Origin of the sequence: Orbus sasakiae, assembly GCF_039542345.1 — a bacterium.
GTDB lineage: Bacteria > Pseudomonadota > Gammaproteobacteria > Enterobacterales > Orbaceae > Orbus > Orbus sasakiae.
In genome coordinates this window covers 1,422,772-1,445,192 of record NZ_BAABHY010000001.1, presented here as the reverse complement: position 1 = coordinate 1,445,192, position 22,421 = coordinate 1,422,772, and the positions used below count along the sequence as shown (strand labels likewise).

The 22,421-nt window shown below is 35.0% G+C and carries 20 protein-coding genes; 16 read left to right on the top strand and 4 right to left on the bottom strand.

The window, feature by feature from the left end:
• The first annotated feature begins 368 nt into the window (after positions 1 to 368).
• From pnuC to ABEA36_RS06225, 12 genes are all read left to right on the top strand, one after another.
• The gene (pnuC, locus tag ABEA36_RS06280) at positions 369 to 1,082 is read left to right on the top strand and encodes a nicotinamide riboside transporter PnuC (protein WP_345489948.1); all 714 of its coding nucleotides are present in this window, start codon (positions 369 to 371) and stop codon (positions 1,080 to 1,082) included.
• A 235-nt stretch (positions 1,083 to 1,317) separates the two neighbouring features.
• Positions 1,318 to 2,025: a purine-nucleoside phosphorylase gene (deoD, locus tag ABEA36_RS06275; RefSeq protein ID WP_345489946.1), complete on the top strand. Its 708-nt coding sequence runs from the start codon at positions 1,318 to 1,320 to the stop codon at positions 2,023 to 2,025.
• Between the two features lie 32 nt (positions 2,026 to 2,057).
• Positions 2,058 to 3,236, top strand: coding sequence for an MFS transporter TsgA (gene tsgA, locus ABEA36_RS06270; protein ID WP_345489944.1), 1,179 nt, complete (start codon positions 2,058 to 2,060; stop codon positions 3,234 to 3,236).
• 4 nt (positions 3,237 to 3,240) lie between these two features.
• Entirely contained in the window at positions 3,241 to 4,071 is an 831-nt protein-coding gene (locus ABEA36_RS06265; RefSeq protein WP_345489942.1) for a nucleoside-specific channel-forming Tsx family protein, read from the top strand.
• A 78-nt stretch (positions 4,072 to 4,149) separates the two neighbouring features.
• A complete protein-coding gene (locus ABEA36_RS06260) occupies positions 4,150 to 4,851 on the top strand; it encodes a Crp/Fnr family transcriptional regulator (protein ID WP_345489940.1) in 702 nt (233 codons plus the stop codon).
• Positions 4,852 to 4,903: 52 nt separating this feature from the next.
• Entirely contained in the window at positions 4,904 to 6,145 is a 1,242-nt protein-coding gene (locus ABEA36_RS06255) for a phosphopentomutase (protein WP_345489938.1), read from the top strand.
• A 252-nt stretch (positions 6,146 to 6,397) separates the two neighbouring features.
• Positions 6,398 to 8,023: a DUF2813 domain-containing protein gene (locus ABEA36_RS06250; protein ID WP_345489936.1), complete on the top strand. Its 1,626-nt coding sequence runs from the start codon at positions 6,398 to 6,400 to the stop codon at positions 8,021 to 8,023.
• A 256-nt stretch (positions 8,024 to 8,279) separates the two neighbouring features.
• Positions 8,280 to 9,590 carry a hypothetical protein gene (locus ABEA36_RS06245; protein ID WP_345489934.1) on the top strand — a complete coding sequence of 437 codons (1,311 nt, stop codon included), beginning with the start codon at positions 8,280 to 8,282 and terminating at the stop codon, positions 9,588 to 9,590.
• 214 nt (positions 9,591 to 9,804) lie between these two features.
• A complete protein-coding gene (pyrG, locus tag ABEA36_RS06240; RefSeq protein ID WP_345489932.1) occupies positions 9,805 to 11,433 on the top strand; it encodes a glutamine hydrolyzing CTP synthase in 1,629 nt (542 codons plus the stop codon).
• Between the two features lie 55 nt (positions 11,434 to 11,488).
• Positions 11,489 to 12,790: a phosphopyruvate hydratase gene (eno, locus tag ABEA36_RS06235; protein ID WP_345489929.1), complete on the top strand. Its 1,302-nt coding sequence runs from the start codon at positions 11,489 to 11,491 to the stop codon at positions 12,788 to 12,790.
• Between the two features lie 284 nt (positions 12,791 to 13,074).
• Positions 13,075 to 13,707: a glutathione S-transferase N-terminal domain-containing protein gene (locus tag ABEA36_RS06230; RefSeq protein ID WP_345489927.1), complete on the top strand. Its 633-nt coding sequence runs from the start codon at positions 13,075 to 13,077 to the stop codon at positions 13,705 to 13,707.
• A gap of 3 nt (positions 13,708 to 13,710) precedes the next feature.
• Positions 13,711 to 14,100 (top strand): ClpXP protease specificity-enhancing factor, encoded by a 390-nt coding sequence (locus tag ABEA36_RS06225; RefSeq protein WP_345489925.1) that lies wholly within the window; start codon positions 13,711 to 13,713, stop codon positions 14,098 to 14,100.
• Positions 14,101 to 14,200: 100 nt separating this feature from the next.
• Here ABEA36_RS06225 and ABEA36_RS06220 read toward each other — a convergent pair whose 3' ends face one another.
• On the bottom strand, positions 14,201 to 16,126 hold the full coding sequence (locus ABEA36_RS06220) for an exoribonuclease II (protein WP_345489923.1): 1,926 nt from the start codon (positions 16,124 to 16,126) through the stop codon (positions 14,201 to 14,203).
• A gap of 218 nt (positions 16,127 to 16,344) precedes the next feature.
• Here ABEA36_RS06220 and ABEA36_RS06215 point away from each other — a divergent pair, with 218 nt between their 5' ends.
• On the top strand, positions 16,345 to 17,091 hold the full coding sequence (locus ABEA36_RS06215) for an alpha/beta fold hydrolase (RefSeq protein ID WP_345489921.1): 747 nt from the start codon (positions 16,345 to 16,347) through the stop codon (positions 17,089 to 17,091).
• Positions 17,092 to 17,145: 54 nt separating this feature from the next.
• On the opposite strand, the gene ABEA36_RS06210 is transcribed toward ABEA36_RS06215, so the two are convergent.
• The 3 genes from ABEA36_RS06210 to ABEA36_RS06200 form a co-directional block, all read right to left on the bottom strand.
• The gene (locus tag ABEA36_RS06210) at positions 17,146 to 17,895 is read right to left on the bottom strand and encodes an acid phosphatase (RefSeq protein WP_345489919.1); all 750 of its coding nucleotides are present in this window, start codon (positions 17,893 to 17,895) and stop codon (positions 17,146 to 17,148) included.
• Between the two features lie 205 nt (positions 17,896 to 18,100).
• Entirely contained in the window at positions 18,101 to 18,421 is a 321-nt protein-coding gene (locus ABEA36_RS06205) for an MGMT family protein (RefSeq protein ID WP_345489917.1), read from the bottom strand.
• Between the two features lie 71 nt (positions 18,422 to 18,492).
• Positions 18,493 to 20,532: an OPT family oligopeptide transporter gene (locus ABEA36_RS06200; RefSeq protein ID WP_345489915.1), complete on the bottom strand. Its 2,040-nt coding sequence runs from the start codon at positions 20,530 to 20,532 to the stop codon at positions 18,493 to 18,495.
• Between the two features lie 149 nt (positions 20,533 to 20,681).
• Here ABEA36_RS06200 and mazG point away from each other — a divergent pair, with 149 nt between their 5' ends.
• The 3 genes from mazG to ABEA36_RS06185 all read left to right on the top strand — a co-directional run bounded on the left by mazG (position 20,682) and on the right by ABEA36_RS06185 (position 22,351).
• On the top strand, positions 20,682 to 21,464 hold the full coding sequence (gene mazG / locus ABEA36_RS06195; RefSeq protein ID WP_345489912.1) for a nucleoside triphosphate pyrophosphohydrolase: 783 nt from the start codon (positions 20,682 to 20,684) through the stop codon (positions 21,462 to 21,464).
• A 10-nt stretch (positions 21,465 to 21,474) separates the two neighbouring features.
• Positions 21,475 to 21,915, top strand: a complete 441-nt coding sequence (locus tag ABEA36_RS06190) for a hypothetical protein (RefSeq protein ID WP_345489910.1) — start codon at positions 21,475 to 21,477, stop codon at positions 21,913 to 21,915.
• Between the two features lie 286 nt (positions 21,916 to 22,201).
• Positions 22,202 to 22,351, top strand: coding sequence for a hypothetical protein (locus ABEA36_RS06185; RefSeq protein ID WP_345489908.1), 150 nt, complete (start codon positions 22,202 to 22,204; stop codon positions 22,349 to 22,351).
• The last annotated feature ends 70 nt before the right edge of the window (positions 22,352 to 22,421 follow it).

Below are 22,421 nucleotides of genomic sequence, written 5' to 3'. Positions count from 1 at the left end.
AAATGTCATTATATTTTATTTTTATGACACTTTTATGAAAAAATTGGAACGTTTCAATTTTGTGGCAAGAATAATATAAATTACGTAAAAATAAAAACAAATTTTTTACATTTGTGAGCTTGATCAAAAAAGTAAACACCGATTTTAGGTCCATATGCGGTAGCGTTAATAGGGGGTTAATTTTATTTATCCTATTGATTAATAGCATTTATTTTTATTTCTTGGTTGTTTTAGATTAAAAAAAAGTTTGAAATTTAATAAATTAAATAAATCGTTAAAATATACAAAAAAAAATCGTATAAGAGCGTTATTTAGTAGATTTATCATTTATAATAGAAAAACAATCTCCTTAATAAAAGGATACTTACATGCTAGAATTCTTTAGTACAGGTAATATACTTGTTCATATTCCGCTAGGATCGGGCGGATATGATCTGTCTTATATTGAAGCTATTGGGACGATTTGCGGCCTGCTGTGTATTTATTTAGCAAGTATTGAAAAAACCATCAATTATTTGTTTGGATTATTAAATGTAAGTTTATTTGCAATTATTTTTTTCCAAATTAACTTATATGCCAGTTTATTACTACAAATTTTCTTTTTTGCTGCAAATATTTATGGTTGGTATGCATGGACACGCGTCAAGCAAGATACACAAGAAGTTACTCTTAAAACGCGCTGGATGTCATTACCGAAAATGTTAATATGGTTGGTAATCAGTCTCATCTCGATAATTCTACTAACATTCTATATTGATCCTGTTTTTGCGTGTTTTACTGATATTACTGTCAATGTATTAAATACAGTTGGGTTTAATATTGATACACCCACATTAGCCCCCGATGCTTATCCATTTTGGGATTCAAGTTTAATGGTATTGTCTATCGTCGCTCAAATTTTGATGACGCGTAAGTATGTTGAAAATTGGATTTTATGGATAATGATTAATGTAATCTCTGTTGTGATTTTTGCACTACAAGGCGTTTATGCTATGGCGATTGAATATACTATTTTAATGTTCATTGCGATTAACGGCGTTAGAATGTGGACTAAGTCTGCTAAAATGAATCAAATAAATTAATCTTTATATCGACGCTTATAAATGGACTTATGACATCTTGGTGTTATCAGTCCATTGCCTTATTTAAACTATCTTATCCTATTTAGCTATGTCATCGTTGCTACTTCTGTTGTGATCATGTTAACAAATTCATAAAAATGAGGCATAGAACATTTGCTTCGGACTTATGTCCTAGTTGAAAGAAAAACACCCTCATTATAATTGTGCTGAAATCTTCAATTACTTAGGAAATATTATGACAGCACATATTAATGCTCAAAAAAATGACTTTGCTCAAACTGTTATCATGCCAGGAGATCCGCTACGAGCTAAATTCATTGCCGAAACTTATTTAACCAATGCAAAACAAATCTGTAATGTGCGTAATATGTTAGGTTATACAGGCATGTATAATGGTATTCCCGTTTCAGTCATGGGACATGGTATGGGAATTCCTTCGATCACGCTTTATGCACATGAATTAATCAATGATTTTAATGTGAAACGTATTATTCGGATTGGAAGTTTAGGGGCAACACAGCATGACGTCAAAATGCGTGATGTTATTTTAGCGGTCGCCGCAGGAACAGATTCAGTTACAAATCAAAAAAGGGCAAATGGTTATAACATTGCTACTTCAGCGACTTTTTCATTATTACACCGTGCTTATGAAATTGCCAAAAAAATGGATTTACCCGTTAAAGCCGGTAATGTTTTTAGTGGTGATCTTTATTATGATCCTGACGAAACGTTAATGAGTACGTTAGAAAAATCAGGAGTTTTAGGTATCGATATGGAAGTTGCAGGTCTTTATGGTATTGCTCAACAATTTAATATTGAATCTTTGGCTATTTTAACGGTTTCTGATCACTGCTTAACGGGCGAGGAAACAACGGCTGAAGAACGACAGTTGACATTTAACAATATGATTCAGCTAGCTTTACAAGTCGCCATTAAACCTTAACTCCACGTTGTATAATTTTTCTGGACAATATTATGAAGAATAAATTATCGCTCACAATCATTAGTTTCTTAGCTAATTTTATTATGGCTGGCTTTGCTAGCCAGTTTGGTATGTTAATTGAACCGATCGCACACAGTTTTAATGCTGATGTGAATCAAGTTGCTCTTATTTTCTCTTTACTTAATGGCGGGGCATTAGTTGGTACAATTTTAGCATTTTTCTTGATTGATATTATTGGTATTAAGCGTATTACACTACTCAGCTATAGTATTATTGTTGCTTGTACCTTAATGATATATCTCACTGACTCATTAATGCTGCTCAATATTGGGATGACATTGATTGGACTATGCGGCGGTATTGGGTTGTGTATCGCTGGTACTATCGTTGTTTCAATTTGGCAAAATAAAGTACAAAGTGCAATGTTAGTGGTACAAGATGCAACATTTAATATTGCTGGTGTGATTTTCCCGTTAATCACGACATATGCTTTAACGCATGCTTTGTCTTGGGCAAGTAGCTACTTAACTGTCGGTTTTATTGCCGTATTGATGTTAGTTGTTATTGTATTAACAAATTTTGATTTAATTGCTGCACCAAAAACGGTTGAACAGCAGCAATATCATCAAAAGTCAGAATGGAATTTTGGTATCCTATCAGCGGGCTTGGGATTATTTTTAGCCATGCTTGCTTTATATACCTTTTTAACTTGGGCACCACTGTTTGTCAGTCAAAAATTTGCGATTACATTTGAAGACGCCGGCAATATTATTACCCAATATTGGGCTGCAGCGTTAATTGGTGCATTAGTGTCAACGGTCATCGTTTCACGCGTTAAAATCCATTACTTTTTTATGGCAATTATCTCTTTAGCTTTTGTCATGACGGTTGCAGTCGTTAATACCGAAAATCTTAATCATATTAGCTACTTTACTTATGGTTATGGATTCGTTTGTTCTGCACTTTATAACTCGTTTGTCGCTTATGGTGTCACGTTTGTTAAAAATGCATCAAGTAAGAACGTATCTTTTATTCTGGTCAGTGGGAGTGCTGGTGCAATGTTTAGCCCTGCAATAAGTTCTTTATTCCAAGAATATTTTGGTACCCAAATCATTATGAATGCTATTCCGGTATTTTATGCGGTAATTATTTTAATGCTGATTATCTCATTATTCTTAAAACGAAAAACAATCATTTCAATTGAAGGCTAATACTATGCTGAATTATAAATTTTTAAAATCGATTCTGAGTACACTTTTAATTTGTGTTAGCGTCTCATATGTTCAGGCTGCAGATTATAAAGATGGCGATTTGCATAAAAATGATTATGGTTGGTTACAACTCAATCTCATGCAAAGTGTTAATGCAAAGCTTCCTTATGATATCAAGAATGATACTTATCTAGAAACCGAGTTTGGCGCCAGATATGGTATTTTAGATCTGTATGGATATGTTGATATTTTTGACATTTTTGATCGCAAACAGGATGATAGACATGATGGTGATAATTTCTTTGCGAAAATTTCACCAAGAATTTCACTTGATGGTTTATTTCAATCTGATTTTTCATTTGGACCAGTCAAAGAACTCTATATAGCTAATGTAAATAATATTGGAGATCGAGAGCTGTTTGAACAATATTTAGGGATTGGTGCTGATATAGATATGCCCTGGTTTGGTTTAGTGGGTATGAATCTATATGCACGTTATGTCCGTGAAAATTATAATGAGCCCAATGAGGGTAAATGGGATGGCTATATGTTTTCAACGAGTTGGTCAACACCTGTTTACCAGTTTACAAATACTAGCACACTTAACTACCAAGGCTATTTTGATTACCAATTTGGTGCGAACAAACTAACCAATAATCCACTTTATAGTAACAATGCGATTGAATGGTATAACGGATTCTATTGGCATACTGATCATATGGCGATTGGTTATGGTTTAAAATATTTCCGTAATATGGCGTTGGTTAAAAATAATTCAGGTGCAGGAAAAACCAGCGGTTTTGGGCATTATTTTAGTGTTAGCTATAAGTTTTAATTGAAATAGTGGTATGATGATCATATTCGTTTTTTTAAACGATTAAACGCTAAAATGTACGGTGGTGGCTAGAAATATATGCAATTGAAGTCTTTAAATAAAGGTCGTTTCAGTACATACTGGCAAAGTCATGATAATCTTATTGAATCAATTATTGAGCAATGCATTGTTGAAAAAAAAATTGTTGATGAAAAAACAATACTATTTCGACAAGGCTGTAAAGTTCATGATTTAATTCTCGTTTATAATGGGACAATTTCAATTCGTTACGAAGCTGCTAATGGTCGTCGTTTTCATCTTGGTACTGTTGATTGTGATGAACATGTCTTTGGTGAAATGGAGTTTTTTACTAGTTATCAATGCCAATTTGATATTATAGCTGAAGAGGCGTTAACGATCTCAGTTGTTAGCGCCGATAAATTATATCATGCGTTAATTGAACATCCTAAATTAGCGCTATTTTTTGCCAGTGCTATCGCGATTGATTATCAAGATACATTGGATATTTTTTTAAAAAGAACACTATATTCGATTTGTTATAATATTGCTTTTGATCTTTATCAGCACCATCTAAATATTCAGCCAGTAAATAATTTTCAAAAAAACTACTTAGAGGCCGAACGTTTTGGTACCACGGATCGTGTTTATCGTCGAGCAGTAAATGAATTAATTAAATTGGATATTGTGCTAAAAAATGAAGGAAAACTAGAAATTAAAAACATTGATAAGCTCAAAGAATTTATTCAATGTAAGGGTGAAATTTCTGATTTGATAATATAGAATCTTGCGCTAGTAGTGAGATTGATAAAGCCATTTATATTTAAGGTAGGTTATGAAAAGAATTTTTGTTATGTTGTTAGACTCTTTTGGGATTGGTGCAAGCCATGATGCCCACAAGTACGGAGATGAAGGTAGTGATACTTTTGGTCATATCGCAAAATGGTGTGCGCAAGGTAAAGCCGAACAAGGTGGACGTCATGGTCCATTGCATATACCGAACTTAAATAAATTAGGTTTAGGTTTAGCTGCCGAATTATCGACAGGGCTGTATCCACAAGGTATAAGTAAACCTGAACATGTTATCGGTGCTTATGGTTATGCTCAAGAAATATCAACCGGTAAAGATACGCCTTCTGGGCATTGGGAAATTGCCGGTGTACCTGTGTTATTTGATTGGGGCTACTTTACTGAACATACGAATAGTTTTCCAACTGAACTACTTGAAAAAATCTACCAAAAATCAGATATTAAGGGATGTTTAGGAAATTGTCATTCTTCAGGAACCACTATTATTGAAGCTTTGGGTGAAGAGCATGTTAAAACAGGCTTACCAATTTTTTATACGTCAGCTGATTCTGTATTTCAAATTGCAGCCCATGAAGAGGCTTTTGGCTTAGAAAAACTCTATCAATTGTGTGAATTAGTACGTGAAATATTAACTGAAGAGGGATATAACATAGGTCGAGTGATAGCAAGACCATTTGTTGGTAATGATAAAACTGATTTTATGCGAACGGGTAATCGTCATGACTATGCTGTTGAGCCACCATCAAAAACGGTATTACAAAAACTGGTTGATGAAAAACAGGGGCATGTTGTGTCCGTCGGTAAAATTGCAGATATTTATGCTAATACCGGTATTACCAAAAAAGTTAAAGCAACTGGAATTAATGCATTATTTGATGCAAGCCTTGAAGAAATAAAACTTGCACAAGATAATACTATTGTATTTACCAATTTTGTGGATTTTGACTCTTCTTATGGTCACCGTCGTGATGTTGCTGGTTATGCAAGTGCACTTGAATTATTTGACCGACGTTTACCTGAAATGTTGTCATTATTACAAGAGGAAGATGTATTAATCCTAACTGCTGATCATGGTTGTGATCCAACATGGGTTGGCAGTGAACATACTCGAGAACATATCCCTGTATTGATTTACGGTCATAAAATTAAACCAATTGCATTAACTAAAAGTGAAACATTTGCTGATATTGGACAAACAATTGCTGATTATTTTTCGCTATCACCAATGCAATATGGGCAAAGTCTATTACCTTTAATACGTAAATAGATTTTAGTCTATTAGTCAATTACAGCAAGATTTTAACTTGAATTTTAGTGAAGTCTTGCTGATTTTTATCATGTTTTTATCTTGATCAAAAATGATACAATAACGCTGCTTAAAAAACCACCAAAATAATCTCAAAGTCATGCTTTATATGATCATTATTGAATAATTTCGATTGAAGTCGTTAACTTTATTTGTACAACGCTAAATGATTAAGTATATTAAACTTATCATAGTATTCAAAAAGGCGTACTTATGTATTTGACTCAGGTTGATATTCATGGATTTAAAGGGATAAAGCAATTAACACTCGATCTTAATAAAGATAGCAATGTATTAATTGGTGAAAATCGCTGGGGTCGTTCAAGTCTAATCAGTGCATTGATGTTATTGTCATTGGATAACCCGTTTTATCAATTTATTGATAGTGATTTTTTTTACGATGACAAATATCAAGCAGATGTGGCGAGTATTCAATTCAAATTCACTGAGAGTAGTGAAAATGAGCTAAAACAAATACATTATTCATCTTTAGCAAAACTTGCATACCATGATACTCAATTACTAAAAAAAGTAATACGCTATCAAATTAAGGCTGATAAACGAGCAGATAAAATTGTAACTCATCACTATTTCATTGATATTTATGGCAATAAGATTAATCTCACAGATCAGGATACATTGATTAAACAATTAGTTTTACTTAATCCCGTCATGCGTCTCAAAAATCCTGTTAATGAAGAGCATTTACCTATCACTAATCAACCATTATCACATTATTATATCGATCAACTATCAGCACAATTAACAGAACATTCGAAGCAATTTTCTCAACATGATTTAGCACGCGGGTTAGTCGCCGCCAAAGCATTGCTTGAATATTATTTAGTCGATAGAAAACGTCGTTACCATTATAAAAATATAGCAAAACAGCCAACTCCAACTACAGAAGAGTGGAATTCGTTAGAACGTATCAATGACTTACTCGATGATTTAGACGATAACTATGTCCGAGCAATGTTAATGGGCGTATTTAGTGCAATAATTATGGCTAAAGGCAATAATCAATTACTGCCCGAGTCAGTGCCAATTTTAATATTAGAAGAGCCAGAAAGTCAGCTACATCCTATTATTTTATCTGTTGGTTTTCGTTTACTCAAAAACTTCCCAACTCAAAAATTTATTACCACAAATTCAAGTGATTTAGTGTCATTATTTTCATTAGAACATATTTATCATCTTATCCGTAAACCTTCAGGCATCGTTGCAATGCATACAGGCGAAAATGGCTTAAGTGTTGGCGATAGTCGCCGAATACTATTTCATATTTTGTATCGACGTGCTTCTTCAATTTTTGCACGTTGCTGGTTATTAGTTGAAGGAGAAACTGAAGTTTGGTTATTACGAGAATTAGCTGAACAAAGCGGATACCATTTAGGATCTGAAGGCGTTCAACTTATTGAGTTTGCACAATGTGGCTTACGTCCATTAATTAAATATGCTAATAAAATGGGAATTAGCTGGCATGTACTTACCGATGGTGATACAGCGGGTAAAAAATATGCGGATACTGTTACATCATTATGTCCACAAGAAGGCGATATTAATCATTATTTGACCATTTTACCCGCTAGAGATATCGAGAATTTTCTTTTTAAACATGGGTTTAGTCATGTTTATAAAATGGCAGGTTATGCAACCACAGATCATATTGATTTACCGATTAACCGAATCATTCAAAAAGCGATCCATAAAAGTTCCAAACCAGACCTTGCGATTGCCGTGTGTGATGATGCTAAAAAACGCGGCGTTGAATCGATTCCTACTTTATTGCGCCATACTTTTAATAAAGTGGTCAAATTAGCGAAAAGCTTAAATTAATCGATAAAGCGATTTATTAACGATAAATATTTTAATAGTAATATTAAGTAAATATTTTATACTTAAATAGATTATCTCTAAAGATTATCTTTATGCTTAATTATATGATTTTTAACATTCTTTTAAATTAATCAATGGTAAAAATATCATTGATATATTATTTAAATATGATAAATTTGAGACGCTTAGCATTATGAATTTGGCTTTTCGTGCTCTATCGATAAGTATGGTTTCATGTAAAGATTTATAATCGTTAATGGGTTTAGTTGATCAAGGAAACACTATCAATGGAAGTGCGGCTTTGTCAGCAACAACCGTAAACACGATTATTGGTCATGGACCTCAATATACAGGTACTGCTGATACGCTTGGTTTTTCAGTTAGTGATACTCAATATAGCGAAGCGACGGGTAATATTAGTTCTGACACAACAAAAACATTTCAAGCGGGGCTAACATTTAACGATTTTGTCGTTAATACTAGTTTGATCTTCACTGCTACAACTGATTATACCTATAGTGATGGAGACTCAGCTGATCCGGATAATCCTGTTAGTTTAGATGGCATTACTTATTCATGGGTTGATGCTGCTGGAACTGCGGTTGCCACCTCTAGTTATAGTACAATGATTGGTTGTGATGGTAGCTACACTTATCCATTAACGCTTCAAATTACAGCAACAAATATTAAAACATTTTCACAGTACGGTGATCCTCGAGAAAGCTCAAGTGTCACTTTAACTAAATCTTATAAGATTTCGCCAGTTGGCATTTGTTATGCTAAACCTTATGCGATTGAAACGTTGTCATCAACCCAGTGGTATGGTTTTGATTCAAGTGGTTCATACAAAGGTATTAACGTAACTAACTACACAACACCTAATGTGACAGTAGGTGGTGGATACACTTCTGACAATATACCTGATAAAGGTTTTAAAGCTAATCCGACAGTTTCTTCAAATAATTTCCCAACTACAGGTTTTCCTGGTGCAAAATTTCAGTTGGTGATGGCCGGCAACCAAAATGATTATAATTTTTCAGTTAATTCGGGAAATGGTGTGACGACTGCAGATGGTTCTGGGTATGTTCGTTTTACTAGCAAACCAAGCGGTAGTGTGACTATTCGGGCAACTTTAAATTCAGATTCATCTATTTATTATGACTACACATTTAATCCAACTGGCAATTGGGTTGTTTCTCAGTCTAAAACGGTAACGTCAAAAAGTTATACGGATGCGAGTAAAATATGTACAAATTTAGGTACATCCTTACCGACAAGAGAAAATTTGACTAACTCGCCACAGATATCAGTTTCTACAATGACGACTTATATAACAAATAGTTGGACTCGTGCGATTGGAGGCGGAATTACAGGAGAGTGGGGACCTTTAAATACAACAAGTTACCCTAATTCAGATTGGCCAAGTACGACCGATTTTGTCTATTATTGGACAAGTGAATCGTCTAGTTCTGTTGCACAGTTTGTAGTAAGTAATACGTGGGGCGATGTTAACTATTCAGGTCTTTCCGGTTCAGGTAATTATCGATATGTTGCATGTAAAGGCTAATTAATTTTTTTTCCTAAAAACGTGGGTCATATTGACCCATTTTTTGATCTTATGCGTGTCAGCTAAGTCGGTTAATCACAAATTATTTCGTTGTGGCATAAAGCAGATTCTGCTAAACTACTATCCCGTCTGATTAACTGTAATATTGTGTTTATTTTAGTCAGTTTTGTCTAATTTGAAGATGATATTCATCAATGAAAATGGTTGTAATTTAATGGTCACAAATTATATTTTTGTTACAGGCGGCGTTGTTTCTTCTCTTGGTAAAGGGATTGCAGCAGCCTCATTAGCCGCTATTCTTGAAGCTCGTGGTTTAAAAGTGACCATGTTGAAACTTGATCCTTATATCAATGTCGATCCTGGAACAATGAGTCCAATTCAACATGGTGAAGTATTTGTTACTGAAGATGGAGCAGAGACCGATCTTGACTTAGGTCATTATGAGCGATTTATTCGTACTAAAATGACTCGTCGTAATAACTTCACAACAGGTCGTATTTATTCTGATGTTTTACGTAAAGAGCGTCGTGGCGATTATTTAGGGGCGACAGTTCAAGTTATCCCTCATATTACTAATGCTATTAAAGATCGCGTGATCGAAGGTGCTAAAGGCTTTGATGTTGCTATCGTTGAAGTCGGAGGTACGGTTGGTGATATCGAATCATTACCTTTCTTAGAAGCAATTAGACAGCTTGCCGTCAATGTTGGCCGTGAACACACATTATTCATGCATTTAACGTTAGTACCTTATTTACCGTCAGCTGGTGAGGTAAAAACGAAACCAACTCAGCATTCTGTTAAAGAATTACTTTCAATCGGTATTCAACCCGATATTTTAATTTGTCGTTCGGATCGTATGGTACCGGCTAACGAGCGTGCTAAAATCGCACTATTTTGTAATGTGCCAGAAAAAGCCGTTATTTCATTAAAAGATGTCGATTCAATTTATAAAATCCCTGCCTTATTAAAGTCACAAGGATTAGATAGTTACGTGTGCAATCGCTTCCACTTAGATTGCCCTGAGGCTAATTTATCTGAATGGGAACAAGTGATTTATGAAGAAGCCAATCCTGTTGGCGAAGTGACAATTGGTATGGTTGGTAAGTATATTGAATTACCAGACGCTTATAAATCAGTTAATGAAGCTTTAAAACATGGTGGTTTAAAAAATCGTTTAACAGTGCATATTCGCTATATTGATTCTGAAGATTTAGAATCAAAAGGTACCGAGATGCTTAAAGATTTAGATGGTATCTTGATTCCAGGTGGTTTTGGATACCGTGGTGTTGAGGGTAAAATTTTAGCTGCACGTTACGCACGTGAAAATAAAATTCCTTATTTAGGAATTTGTCTTGGTTTACAAGTGGCTTTAATTGAGTTTGCACGTAATGTTGCAGGTATCAAAGATGCTAACTCAACTGAATTTGTTAAAGATTGTGCAAGTCCGGTTGTCGCTTTAATCACGGAGTGGAGCGATGAGTCAGGTGAAATCGTTCAACGTAGCGAAAATAGTGATTTAGGCGGTACAATGAGACTCGGTGCTCAAGTTTGTCATCTTGAACCTAACTCATTAGTTCATGATATGTATAAGAAAGATTCGATTGTCGAACGTCATCGCCACCGTTATGAAGTTAATAATAATTTACTTCCTTCAATTGTTAAATCAGGCTTAAAAATAACAGGATTATCAACAGATCGTAAGTTAGTTGAAATTATTGAAAACCCAGATCATCCATGGTTTGTTGCATGTCAATTCCACCCGGAATTTACATCAACCCCAAGAGATGGTCATCCATTATTTAGTAGTTTTATTCGTGCGGCTAATGAATATCAGCGGCGCTAATATTGCATTTTAATTTTTATTTTGTTTTTTAATATGTCATATAGAGGAAAAGAAAATGGCAAAGATCGTCAAAGTTCATGGTCGTGAAGTAATCGATTCACGTGGTAACCCAACTGTTGAAGCAGAAGTTCATTTAGAAGGTGGTTTTGTTGGTTTAGCAATCGTTCCATCTGGAGCATCAACTGGTTCTCGTGAAGCATTAGAACTTCGCGATGGTGACAAATCACGTTTCTTAGGTAAAGGTGTGTTAAAAGCTGTTGCAAACGTAAACGGTCCAATTGCCAATGCACTAATTGGTAAAGATGCGTTAGATCAAGCTGCTATTGACCAAGTCATGTTAGATTTAGATGGTACTGATTTTAAATCAAATTTAGGTGCAAACGCACTTTTATCAGTATCTCTTGCAAATGCTAAAGCAGCCGCTGCTGCGAAAGGTGTTCCACTATTCGCTCATATTGCAGATTTAAATGGTACGCCAGGTAAATACTCTATGCCACTTCCAATGATGAACATCATCAATGGTGGTGAACATGCTGATAACAACATCGACTTACAAGAATTTATGATTCAACCAGTTGGTGCTAAAAATATCCGTGAAGCAATCCGTATGGGGTCTGAAGTGTTCCATAACTTAGCTAAAGTTCTTCATGCTAAAGGCATGAACACGGCAGTTGGCGATGAAGGTGGTTTTGCACCTAACCTAGCTTCAAATGCTGATGCATTAGCATGTATCAAAGAAGCTGTTGAAAAAGCTGGTTATGTTTTAGGTAAAGATATTACATTAGCAATGGACTGTGCTGCTTCTGAGTTCTATAACAAAGAAACAGGTAAATATGTATTAAAAGGTGAAGGCGGTAAAGAGTTCACTGCTCAAGAATTTACTCACTATTTAGAAGGATTAACTAACGACTACCCAATCGTCTCTATTGAAGATGGTTTAGATGAAAGTGATTGGGAAGGTTGGGCATACCAAACTAAAGCTTTAGGTAATAAAATCCAGCTAGTCGGCGACGATTTATTTGTTACTAATACTAAAATCTTTAAAGAAGGTATTGATAAAGGTATCGCTAACTCAATCCTTGTTAAAGTAAATCAAATTGGTACATTAACTGAATCAATCGCTGCGGTGAAAATGGCAAAAGATGCAGGCTATACTGCGGTAATTTCACACCGTAGTGGTGAGTCAGAAGATTCTACAATTGCTGATTTAGCGGTTGGTTTAGCAGCGGGTCAAATCAAAACTGGTTCAATGAGCCGTTCAGACCGTATTGCTAAATATAACCAATTAATCCGTATCGAAGAAGCTTTAGGTGATAAAGCACCATTCCACGGCTTAAAAGAAGTTAAAGGTCAATAATCTTTCATCACAATTGGTGATCATTGATTAAGCAAATTAACCCCACTGTTCACAGTGGGGTTTTTTATTATCTAAAAAAATAGACTAAAATTGAGATCTAAAAATTATACTAAACTTAATTATGTTTTTGATTTTTAATCGTTTATCATGGGTTCATCTTGACCTAAACGACAATAGTTAGCAAATAAACTAAAAGAATTTGTATTTTTTTCACAAATTTGATTCTCAATTTGGTAAAATGTACTCACTTAGTATAATTATTTATCTATCAATTTGGAGTTATCATGGCAGTTGCTGTTAATAAACGTTCTGTAATGACTTTGTTTTGTGACACAACAGATATATATGGTCATCAGATTCGCTTTGTTTTAGCGGAAAAAGGTGTAACGGCCGAGATTGAATTCGTTGAAGCAAATAATTTGCCTCAAGAATTACTAGATCTTAATCCTTATGGTTCAATCCCAACACTTATCGATCGTGATCTAACCTTATATGAACCACATATCGCGTTAGAATATCTTGATGAGCGTTTTCCTCACCCACCTTTAATGCCAGTTTATCCAATTGTTAGGGCTAATTCTCGTTTAACGATGTACCGCATGCGTAAAGAGTGGTATAGCGCTTATCACACAATTATGGATGCCCCTAAATCGGAAGCAGCAAAAGAAGCGAGAAAATCATTACAAGATGATTTAACGGCAATTTCAATTATGTTTAAAGAAAAACCGTTTTTTATGAGTGATGATTTTACATTGAGTGATTGTTATTTTGCACCATTGTTGTGGCGTTTACCTTTACTCGATATTACCTTACCTAAAACGGCAGAAAAGCATTATCTTAGTTATATGACACGTGTATTTGAACGTCCAGCATTTATTGAGTCTTTAACTGAAGATGAAAAGAAAATAAGAGCCTAATTTATGGTTGATATTGCGAATATGTCACCTCGTCGTCCTTATCTATTTAGGGCGATGTATGATTGGATTCTAGATAATGAACTTACACCCTATATTGTTGTTAATACAACAGTATATGGTGTGTTGGTGCCTGATGAATTTATCCAAAATAATCAAATTGTTTTAAATATTGCACCACAATCTGTTGGTCAGTATTCAATCAATAACCAACAGTTAGAGTTTAATGCTAGATTTGGCGGTAACCCACATCATATTGTTGTTCCAATGGCTGCAATTGAAGCGATTTATGCTCGTGAAAACGGAGCTGGGCTTGCTTTTGAAGTTGAGCCACAGTATCAAAAACGTCAAGAAGAGCCTAAAAAAACAACCAGTCCATTTAAAGTTGTAAAATAATAAAATGTTACGACTATCATATCAATATCTTATGTTTTGCTAATACCCTTTTATATTAAAGGGTATTAGCACTGTATTTATCAATATCTATTCCATCATATTAGGCATTTTTAACAATAATTGTTGAAGTATCCGTTTTGATTTCATTTAATATCACAGTAACCTTATCAAGCAGTCGGTAAGTAACTTGTTCTTTAATTTTAATTAATCCTTCTTCAGGGAGCATTCCAACTTCATTACGAATCGGATGAATCAAAGAAGAAGGCATAAAAGCAACTGCACCGATAGCAGTCAGGCGCACTTTTGCTCCACCGCGATTAAGGTCAATGATTTGTGCATCAAATGGTTGCCCAATTTTATCAGCTAAAAATTGTTGATATAATTTTTCATTGACTTCACGCTCTGCAAATCTAACCGTTTTACGGCGTTCGTTCATTAATGGCAAGATCTGTTGATTCGGTTTATCATGAATATGTTTTTCTAGTATAGATTTTAATAATCGATGGTTGAGTAAATCACCATATTTTCTAATTGGCGATGTCCAAGTCGCATAACTATCAAAACCAAGTCCAAAATGGGCATTCGGTTCAATTGAAAAGTCAGCGGATGCTTGATATCGTCTTAATCGATATTCCAGTAATTCATTTTGTTGGATTAATCGACGTAAATCTCGATAGCCATCGAAAGTCGCGATGCGTTCTTTATTAAATTCTTCAATTTGATTTTCAGACAACAGTTTTACCACAGAATCCAAATATTTGGGTTCAAATCCTTGGTGGGTATTAAAAATCCCAAAGCCTAATTCTGCTTTAAGTGTATGAGTGAATACCTGATTGGCTATAACCATCGCTTCTTCAACCATTTTATGAGCAGTCAGTTTCGATTCTTTAACAATATCGATTAGTTGTCTTTGTTGATCAAAAATAAAACGGTATTCATGATTATCTTTAAAGAGTAATGCGTTTTTTTGTCGCCACAGATTCCTGATTTGTGCCAATTCTTGTAAAGAAATTAACTGATCAGAAAGTGTTGGTATGTCAGTGTCGATATCTATTTGATGATCAATAAATTCAGAGACGTTTTTATAATTTAATTTCGCTTTAGATGTTACCCATGCCAAGTTAAATTCAGATGATTGGTAATCAATATCACCATCAGGTGTTATGATTGTTTTACAAACCAATGCGGGGCGTTTTTGATGCTCTTTAAGTGAACATAGTTCGTTTGACAATGATTTTGGGAGCATCGGAACGGTAAAGCCAGGTAAATACGTTGAAAAACAGCGTTGATAAGCTGTGTTATCCGTTTCGCTATTTTCTGCAATATAGGCACTGGGATCAGCAATTGCTATCTGAAGGCAATAATTACCTTGCTTATCTCTAGTAATTGACAAGGCATCATCCATATCTTGTGTCTCTTTACTATCAATAGTGAAGAAATCTAGATCGGTTAGATCAATGCGTTCAATCTTTTCATGATCAATAAGTTGCCAATTATAATCTATCGGTAATGATGCGTCTAAATTTTGCCTAGCTAGGGCAATTAACCAAAGTTGATCAGGTGTATTATCTTGAGTAATAAACTGAGTAATTTCAGCCGAAAAACCATTCTTATCCTGTAATGGGTGAGAGATAAGTTTTGCTTTTACCCAGTCACCGGCTTTAAGTTGATGTGTCACATTTGTGCTGACTTTAGCTCGTATGCTAAATTTAGCATGCTTTTCAGGAATAATATCTAGCACTTTATTATCAAAACTGACTTGACCCAAAAAGATATTTAAGGCAGGTTCTAAAAGTGTTTCTGGTTCAAACGCAGTTTTATCACCATTTTGTACTAAAATACCAGATACTTTATCGCCATTGAGTACATTTTTCATGTTTTGGCTTGAAACAAAATAGCTTTTTTTATTATCTGTTTCTAAAAAACCATACCCTTTTTCATGAGCCTTAATGGTACCTTCGGCGCGAGGAGTTTGTGAATGAAGCTGTTGTTTAAGTTGAGCTAATAATGGATTATCTTGTAACATAATATTCTAGTAGGTAGATAAAAATTTTAACAATTTTATCAGAATTTCATCCAGTCAGCCCCTCATTTTTACATGTTAATGAATAATATATTATTATTAAGAGTAAATTCGTTGATATGAGCCTGACTTAGCGTAATGAATTAGCTAAAAGCTTAAACTATACATTGTGAGGTAAGCGTATATAATTACAGTTACCTAACAAATTAAGTTCACTTAATATGAAACTGAATTACAAAATACAAGGTAAAGGGCAACCTATTATTCTACTCCATGGTTTATTCGGTAATCTTGATAATTTAAGTATTTTAGCCAGAGCATTTATGGATGATTATCAAATTATTCAAGTCGATCTCCGTAATCATGGTTTATCACCATGGTCTGATGAGATGAATTACTCACTTATGGCTGATGATATTTTGCAGTTAGTTGACGCTTTAGCGCTTAACGATATTATCTTAGTGGGGCACTCAATGGGTGGGAAAGTTGCAATGCGGCTAACCGAATGTATTTCTTCATCAATTGCTAACCTTATTGTACTCGATATTGCCCCAGTAAGTTATGCCTCTGATTCCCATACTAATGTATTTAAGGCTCTTAATACATGTATAGCAAGTGGAATAACTGATCGTAATGCCATACAAAATATGATGAATCAATACTTGTCAGTACCCACTACACAGTTTTTATTAAAATCTTATAAAAATGAAGGGTGGTTATTTAATTTTAAAGCTATCGAACAACATTATGAAGAAATTCGTGGTTGGCAAGAAATCCCCCCTTATCGTCAACCTGTGTTATTTATTCGCGGCAGCAAGTCAAACTATATGAGAGATGAATATCAAACAGATATTTTAGCACAATTTCCGTATGCAACCGTTGAAACGGTTGAGGGAGCAAATCATAATGTCCATTATGAAAAGCCGCAACACGTGATTAACTTAATTCGTGATTGGATTACATCTTAATAAGATGCCTAATTATAGACATCTTATTTTCTCGAGTGGTCGTTGAATTTATGACTATTGATTTAATTTTGTAAACTCAGCTTTTGCTTTATTTAATTGTTCAATAAAAGTCGGTTCACTATGTAAGCGGGCAACAATTGCTGAACCAACGATTCTGCCGGCATGGATATCACTTTGCCAATGGTAACCACAAATTACGCGACTTTGTCCCATTTCATAACCGCGTTTTAAGATTTCATTTTGTCTATCAGGATTAATCTCAGCAAGAACAAGCGCTGTCGCCCAGCCAATCGTGGTATGCCCAGAAGGATAGGAGCCATTTGTTGAAAGTTTCGTTTCGTCTTGTTGTGCACAAGTAGCTTCATGATAGAAAGCAAAAGGTCTAATTCGCATATAATGTTGTTTTGCACTGCGAGTGGCCAAATCACCTGCATCTTCGCGCATGTTCAATAATAGCTTAAATATTTCTGGCGTATCTTTCAAATTAATTGGCATACCAAATGATGCTGAAAATGAAATCGCCACTCCATCTCCTTCTACATGGGCATCTGCCGCTGCTTGTTTTCCTCTAGGTGTATTTCTTAACATTTTTCCTGCATCATACATCGTTTTATCAAGCAGAAACTCTACACTATCTGGTGCTGGAGGGGGCGGTAACAGTGCAAGACTATCTATTGATTGTGATGCTTGTAAAAAATAAAATTCTGGCATATTTGTGACATCAGCATCTTTCCCAATTTTAGCTGCCATTGCCGATGTTGAACATAGTACACTAATCATCATGACGCATAAAAATCTTTTCATACTTAGATACCTCATATTTAGATACAACTTGAAATGGATGAATAAGATTAGGTTGGTGATTATTGTAAGTAACAATCGTTACGAATCGGAGTCATATTGTTACCAAATATTGTGCTATTGATTGGGCTTTATTGTGAGATAGTCAGCATTTTGCTGATATAAAAACAGAGAATGGTAAATAAGGCGCCATTTTTAATAATCATGACTAAATATGCCAACCAAATTTTTTTAAGTCAATTTTATCTTTTGAATTAAATTGTATACCTTCTTCAATCAGTTTTAACTTATAACGTGTATAAGTTTCATTTTTAACTGATAAACGACCTTGCCCATTAATAATACGATGGCATGGTAGTTTGCTTCCTTTGGGAAGATGGCGAAGAATAAAACAAACTTGGCGTACATAACTTGGCATACCCGCCATTTTCGCTATTTGTCCATAAGTGACCACTTTACCCACTGGAATGGTAGCAATAATAGCATAAACTTGATGAGAAAACGTTTGATGGTCATTTGAATCAATCATATCAATAGCCTTGTGTATTGCTAATCGATAGCTTTTACGCACATCATGTGATGTGCGTAAAAGGGCATATATTAAGGTTGGCGTTTAATCGCTGATAACGCACGACGGATAAAGGTGATACAGATGATAACAAAAACAGCCAATCCTAATAATTGTTGTGCTACGCCTAAATCACTTCCAAATACCTGGCCAAGCCATGGTGTTAAAGACAGTGGTGCATCACTGCCACCGCTTGAAACGCTGATAACGATAATGACAGCCATAATCACACCGACAAGACTTTCACCAACAATAAGACCGGATGCAATTAAGGCTGCTTTTCGATCAACGTTACGGTAGTTTTCCTGATCATTCGGGTGCACTTTTGATCGTTGTACTCGACGGCGAATAAACCATGAAATTAATGCTCCAATAAAGATCGGTGTGGTAATAACAGGTGGTAAATAGATTCCCATACCAACAGCAAGTGCTGGTAAACGAAATTTGCTGTTATTTTTAGCAAGTAATAAATCAATAATGATGATTATAGCGCCCAACGCTAAACCAATCAAAATCATAGTCCATTCTAACTGATGTGAGAAAATACCTTTTGCAATGGTTGTCATTAACGTTGCTTGTGGGGCGGCTAAAACCTGCGACGGATCCATATCAACCCGTGGCATAGCACCGGTAAAGCCATAGGCGTTATATAAAATATCAAGCACTGGTGCTATAACGATTGCACCTACTACGCAGCCTACTAATAGGGCGACTTGTTGGCGCCAGGGTGTTGCTTTAACTAAATAGCCTGTTTTTAGATCTTGTAAATTATCATTTGAAATTGTTGCAATAGCCAATACTGCACTTGTTGTGAAAAGTGCTAAGGCAGTTGCAAAATTAGACCCCTCAATGGTATCTAACATTCCATTTGCTTCACCCAATCCGAGTAAAAGCAATGAGATCACTGTAACTGCAACAATTCCAATCCCGGAAATCGGACTGGCTGATGAACCAACTAAACCTGCCATATAACCACATGCCGCAGCGACTAAAAAGCCCATAATAAAAGCAAATAACACTGCACAAAACACTAAGGACCAAGCAATACCTGCAGATAAACCACTATCAGCAACAAACACATAAAAAGTGGCGAACAATATTAATAACATTGCAGCCATAATGATTAAAATCGTTTTCGGTGATAGATCCTGTTCTGTTTGTTCAACTTTTTGACGGCCATTTTCATTTTTCAATGAACTAAATGAACTTTTTAAACCTTCAATGACAGGTTTAATTAATGTTAGTAATGTCCACATCGCTGCAATTGCAAGCGTACCGGCTCCAATGAAACGCACATCGCTTGCCCATAATCCCATTGCAATTTGGGGTAAAGACGCATTAGGATCATAATCTGCGATAGTACTTAAAATTGGGATTGCAAATCCCCATGCAATAATGTTACCAATTAAAATTGAGATACCCGAAATAATACCAACTAAATAACCTGCACTGAGGAGTGCTAATGAAAAACCTAACGGTATTTGAAAAATTGATTTTCCTTGAGTAAACCAATACGCTGTACCATCTGCTAATACACGAAAACCGTTTGTAAACAAGCTTACACATGATGCAATGACTCCACCAAAAATAATATCTTTTAGACCATCATGATTATTTTTAGTTTCTTCTGCATTATCTGTATCACAGCCTGCTTTTAGTATCTCAGCAGCGGCAACGCCTTCTGGATAAGGGAGTGAGCTTTTTACAACCATAACTTGACGAAGCGGAATCGAAAAAAGTACGCCTAGCATACCACCCGAGGCACAAACAGTTAATGTTAACCAGAAAGGAAAACTCTGCCAGTAGCCTATCATTAATAAACCGGGTAAAACAAAGATTATGGACGAAAGTGTACCCGCTGCGGATGCTTGTGTTTGCACCATGTTATTTTCAAGAATGGTTGAACCTGAAAAAAAGCGCAAAATAGCCATTGAAATAACGGCAGCTGGAATTGCTGATGAAAAAGTTAATCCAACTTTTAAACCTAAATAGACATTCGATGCGGTGAAAATAACCGTAATAAATGCACCTAAAATCATACCTCTTAGGGTGAGTTCGCGTAAGTTTTGCATAAGTATTATCAATATCAATAAGTTAGATAATTAGTATACTATAAAAATTTCAAGCATAAAAATATTGTACACAGATCTTTTTATCAAGTGCCCAAAATCGCTATTAATGAGTATAATAACAGGGCGTATAAATTAATAGAGAGCCAATTTTGCAATCGTTAGAACAACTACTGACAATCATGAAACAATTGCGCGATCCCGTTAACGGCTGTGAATGGGATCGGGTGCAAACATTTGATTCGATAAAAAACCACACACTTGAAGAAACTTATGAAGTATTGCACGCAATTGATCAAAAAGATTTTAATGAACTAAAAAATGAATTGGGTGATTTATTATTTCAGATTGTTTTTTATTCGGAAATGGCTAATGAGCAACAACATTTTAATTTTGATGATGTCTGCCAGACATTAGCAAACAAACTAACTCGTCGTCATCCCCATATATTTGGCAATGGTGAATCTAAAGTTGATTGGGAAATCCTCAAACAACAAGAACGCAATCAAAAACATCAATATTCAATTTTAGATGATATACCATCGTCACAGCCCGCGTTGATGCGTGCTGAGAAAATTCAAAAACGTTGCGCTTCTGTTGGATTTGATTGGGATGAACTTTCTCCTGTGATTGAAAAAGTCAAAGAGGAAATTAATGAAGTATTCGTTGAAATTAACCAACCCATACCTATCCAAGATAAAATAGAAGAAGAAATGGGTGATCTTTTATTCGCTGTAGTAAATTTAGTTCGTCATTTAGGTTTAAAATCTGAACAAACCTTAAATAAGGCAAATCAGAAATTTGAGCGACGCTTTCGTCAAGTAGAAAGCCATTTTAAACATAAAGGGCAACAACTTTATGACATTACACTTGATGAGATGGAACAAGCCTGGCAAGAAATTAAACTATCAGAACAACGGAACCGTAAATCTTAGGAATATCAGCATGACAACAAATAAAAATGAACTCTACCAAGAAATAGAAGCATGGTCACAAAATGCCATTTTTAATAGTCCATCCTGGAGCATTAATCAACTTGATTACAGTGAAAAAAGTGTCAGTGTGATTGAAATTATTCTGAGTGAAATGGCAGAAAAAAGTTTAATGTTATCAGAAGAGCAAACTGCCATGATATCACAAGAGTATGGTTGCTATTTATTATTAACCGCATATAAATTGTACGGTGGGGAATTTTATTGGAATAGTGATTACGAACAACCGATGTTAATTGTGGGTGAACCGCATGCGACAATTGCATTATTAACATGGAATAAAATAAAAGGGCGTTTGCTAGGCGATAAAACTGATCATGTTGCTTATTTTTTTGAACAATTTGCTCATGATGCTGTAAGTCCAGAGACAGGTAAAAACGTGCTTTATATCTAACCATGAATATTTGGGCAATAACTGCTAGCGTAAGATTATTTGATTAAATATGACGGTTATTGCCTATGGTATTTTATGTCAATTTGAAATGAGTTTTTTTTGCAAAAAAAACTAATCTGATTATAATAAAAGCCCTTAATCTTTGAGTACTATTTATTGACTTTTTAGTTATATTTTTGGTGCTTTACTGATTATTTTGCATAAATGTATTGGGTATCAGTTATTATGCTGAATTGATGAAAAAAGAGAAATAAAACAACAAAATAATTTTAAAAAGGAGAGGTAAATGTGTTATAATAGTATTAGGAGCACAGCACAGCACAGCACAGCACAGCACAGCACAGCACAGCACAGCACAGCACAGCACAGCACAGCACAGCACAGCACAGCACAGCACAGCACAGCATTATTTAATCATTGTCATTATAAGTCTTAGTGTATTTGGATTATTCAATATCTCTCATGTTATTGCATCTTTAAGCGCGACAACGGCAAACGCAATTTAT

Coding starts and splice junctions, on each gene's coding strand:
- ABEA36_RS06265 (WP_345489942.1), top strand. CDS start 3,241: ATGCTGAATTATAAATTTTTAAAATCGATTCTGAGTACACTTTTAATT.
- ABEA36_RS06250 (WP_345489936.1), top strand. CDS start 6,398: ATGTATTTGACTCAGGTTGATATTCATGGATTTAAAGGGATAAAGCAA.
- ABEA36_RS06220 (WP_345489923.1), bottom strand. CDS start 16,126: ATGTTACAAGATAATCCATTATTAGCTCAACTTAAACAACAGCTTCAT.
- ABEA36_RS06225 (WP_345489925.1), top strand. CDS start 13,711: ATGGTTGATATTGCGAATATGTCACCTCGTCGTCCTTATCTATTTAGG.
- tsgA (WP_345489944.1), top strand. CDS start 2,058: ATGAAGAATAAATTATCGCTCACAATCATTAGTTTCTTAGCTAATTTT.
- ABEA36_RS06245 (WP_345489934.1), top strand. CDS start 8,280: ATGGGTTTAGTTGATCAAGGAAACACTATCAATGGAAGTGCGGCTTTG.
- ABEA36_RS06230 (WP_345489927.1), top strand. CDS start 13,075: ATGGCAGTTGCTGTTAATAAACGTTCTGTAATGACTTTGTTTTGTGAC.
- ABEA36_RS06185 (WP_345489908.1), top strand. CDS start 22,202: ATGTGTTATAATAGTATTAGGAGCACAGCACAGCACAGCACAGCACAG.
- deoD (WP_345489946.1), top strand. CDS start 1,318: ATGACAGCACATATTAATGCTCAAAAAAATGACTTTGCTCAAACTGTT.
- ABEA36_RS06210 (WP_345489919.1), bottom strand. CDS start 17,895: ATGAAAAGATTTTTATGCGTCATGATGATTAGTGTACTATGTTCAACA.
- ABEA36_RS06260 (WP_345489940.1), top strand. CDS start 4,150: ATGCAATTGAAGTCTTTAAATAAAGGTCGTTTCAGTACATACTGGCAA.
- eno (WP_345489929.1), top strand. CDS start 11,489: ATGGCAAAGATCGTCAAAGTTCATGGTCGTGAAGTAATCGATTCACGT.
- ABEA36_RS06205 (WP_345489917.1), bottom strand. CDS start 18,421: ATGATTGATTCAAATGACCATCAAACGTTTTCTCATCAAGTTTATGCT.
- pyrG (WP_345489932.1), top strand. CDS start 9,805: ATGGTCACAAATTATATTTTTGTTACAGGCGGCGTTGTTTCTTCTCTT.
- ABEA36_RS06190 (WP_345489910.1), top strand. CDS start 21,475: ATGACAACAAATAAAAATGAACTCTACCAAGAAATAGAAGCATGGTCA.
- ABEA36_RS06215 (WP_345489921.1), top strand. CDS start 16,345: ATGAAACTGAATTACAAAATACAAGGTAAAGGGCAACCTATTATTCTA.
- pnuC (WP_345489948.1), top strand. CDS start 369: ATGCTAGAATTCTTTAGTACAGGTAATATACTTGTTCATATTCCGCTA.
- ABEA36_RS06200 (WP_345489915.1), bottom strand. CDS start 20,532: ATGCAAAACTTACGCGAACTCACCCTAAGAGGTATGATTTTAGGTGCA.
- ABEA36_RS06255 (WP_345489938.1), top strand. CDS start 4,904: ATGAAAAGAATTTTTGTTATGTTGTTAGACTCTTTTGGGATTGGTGCA.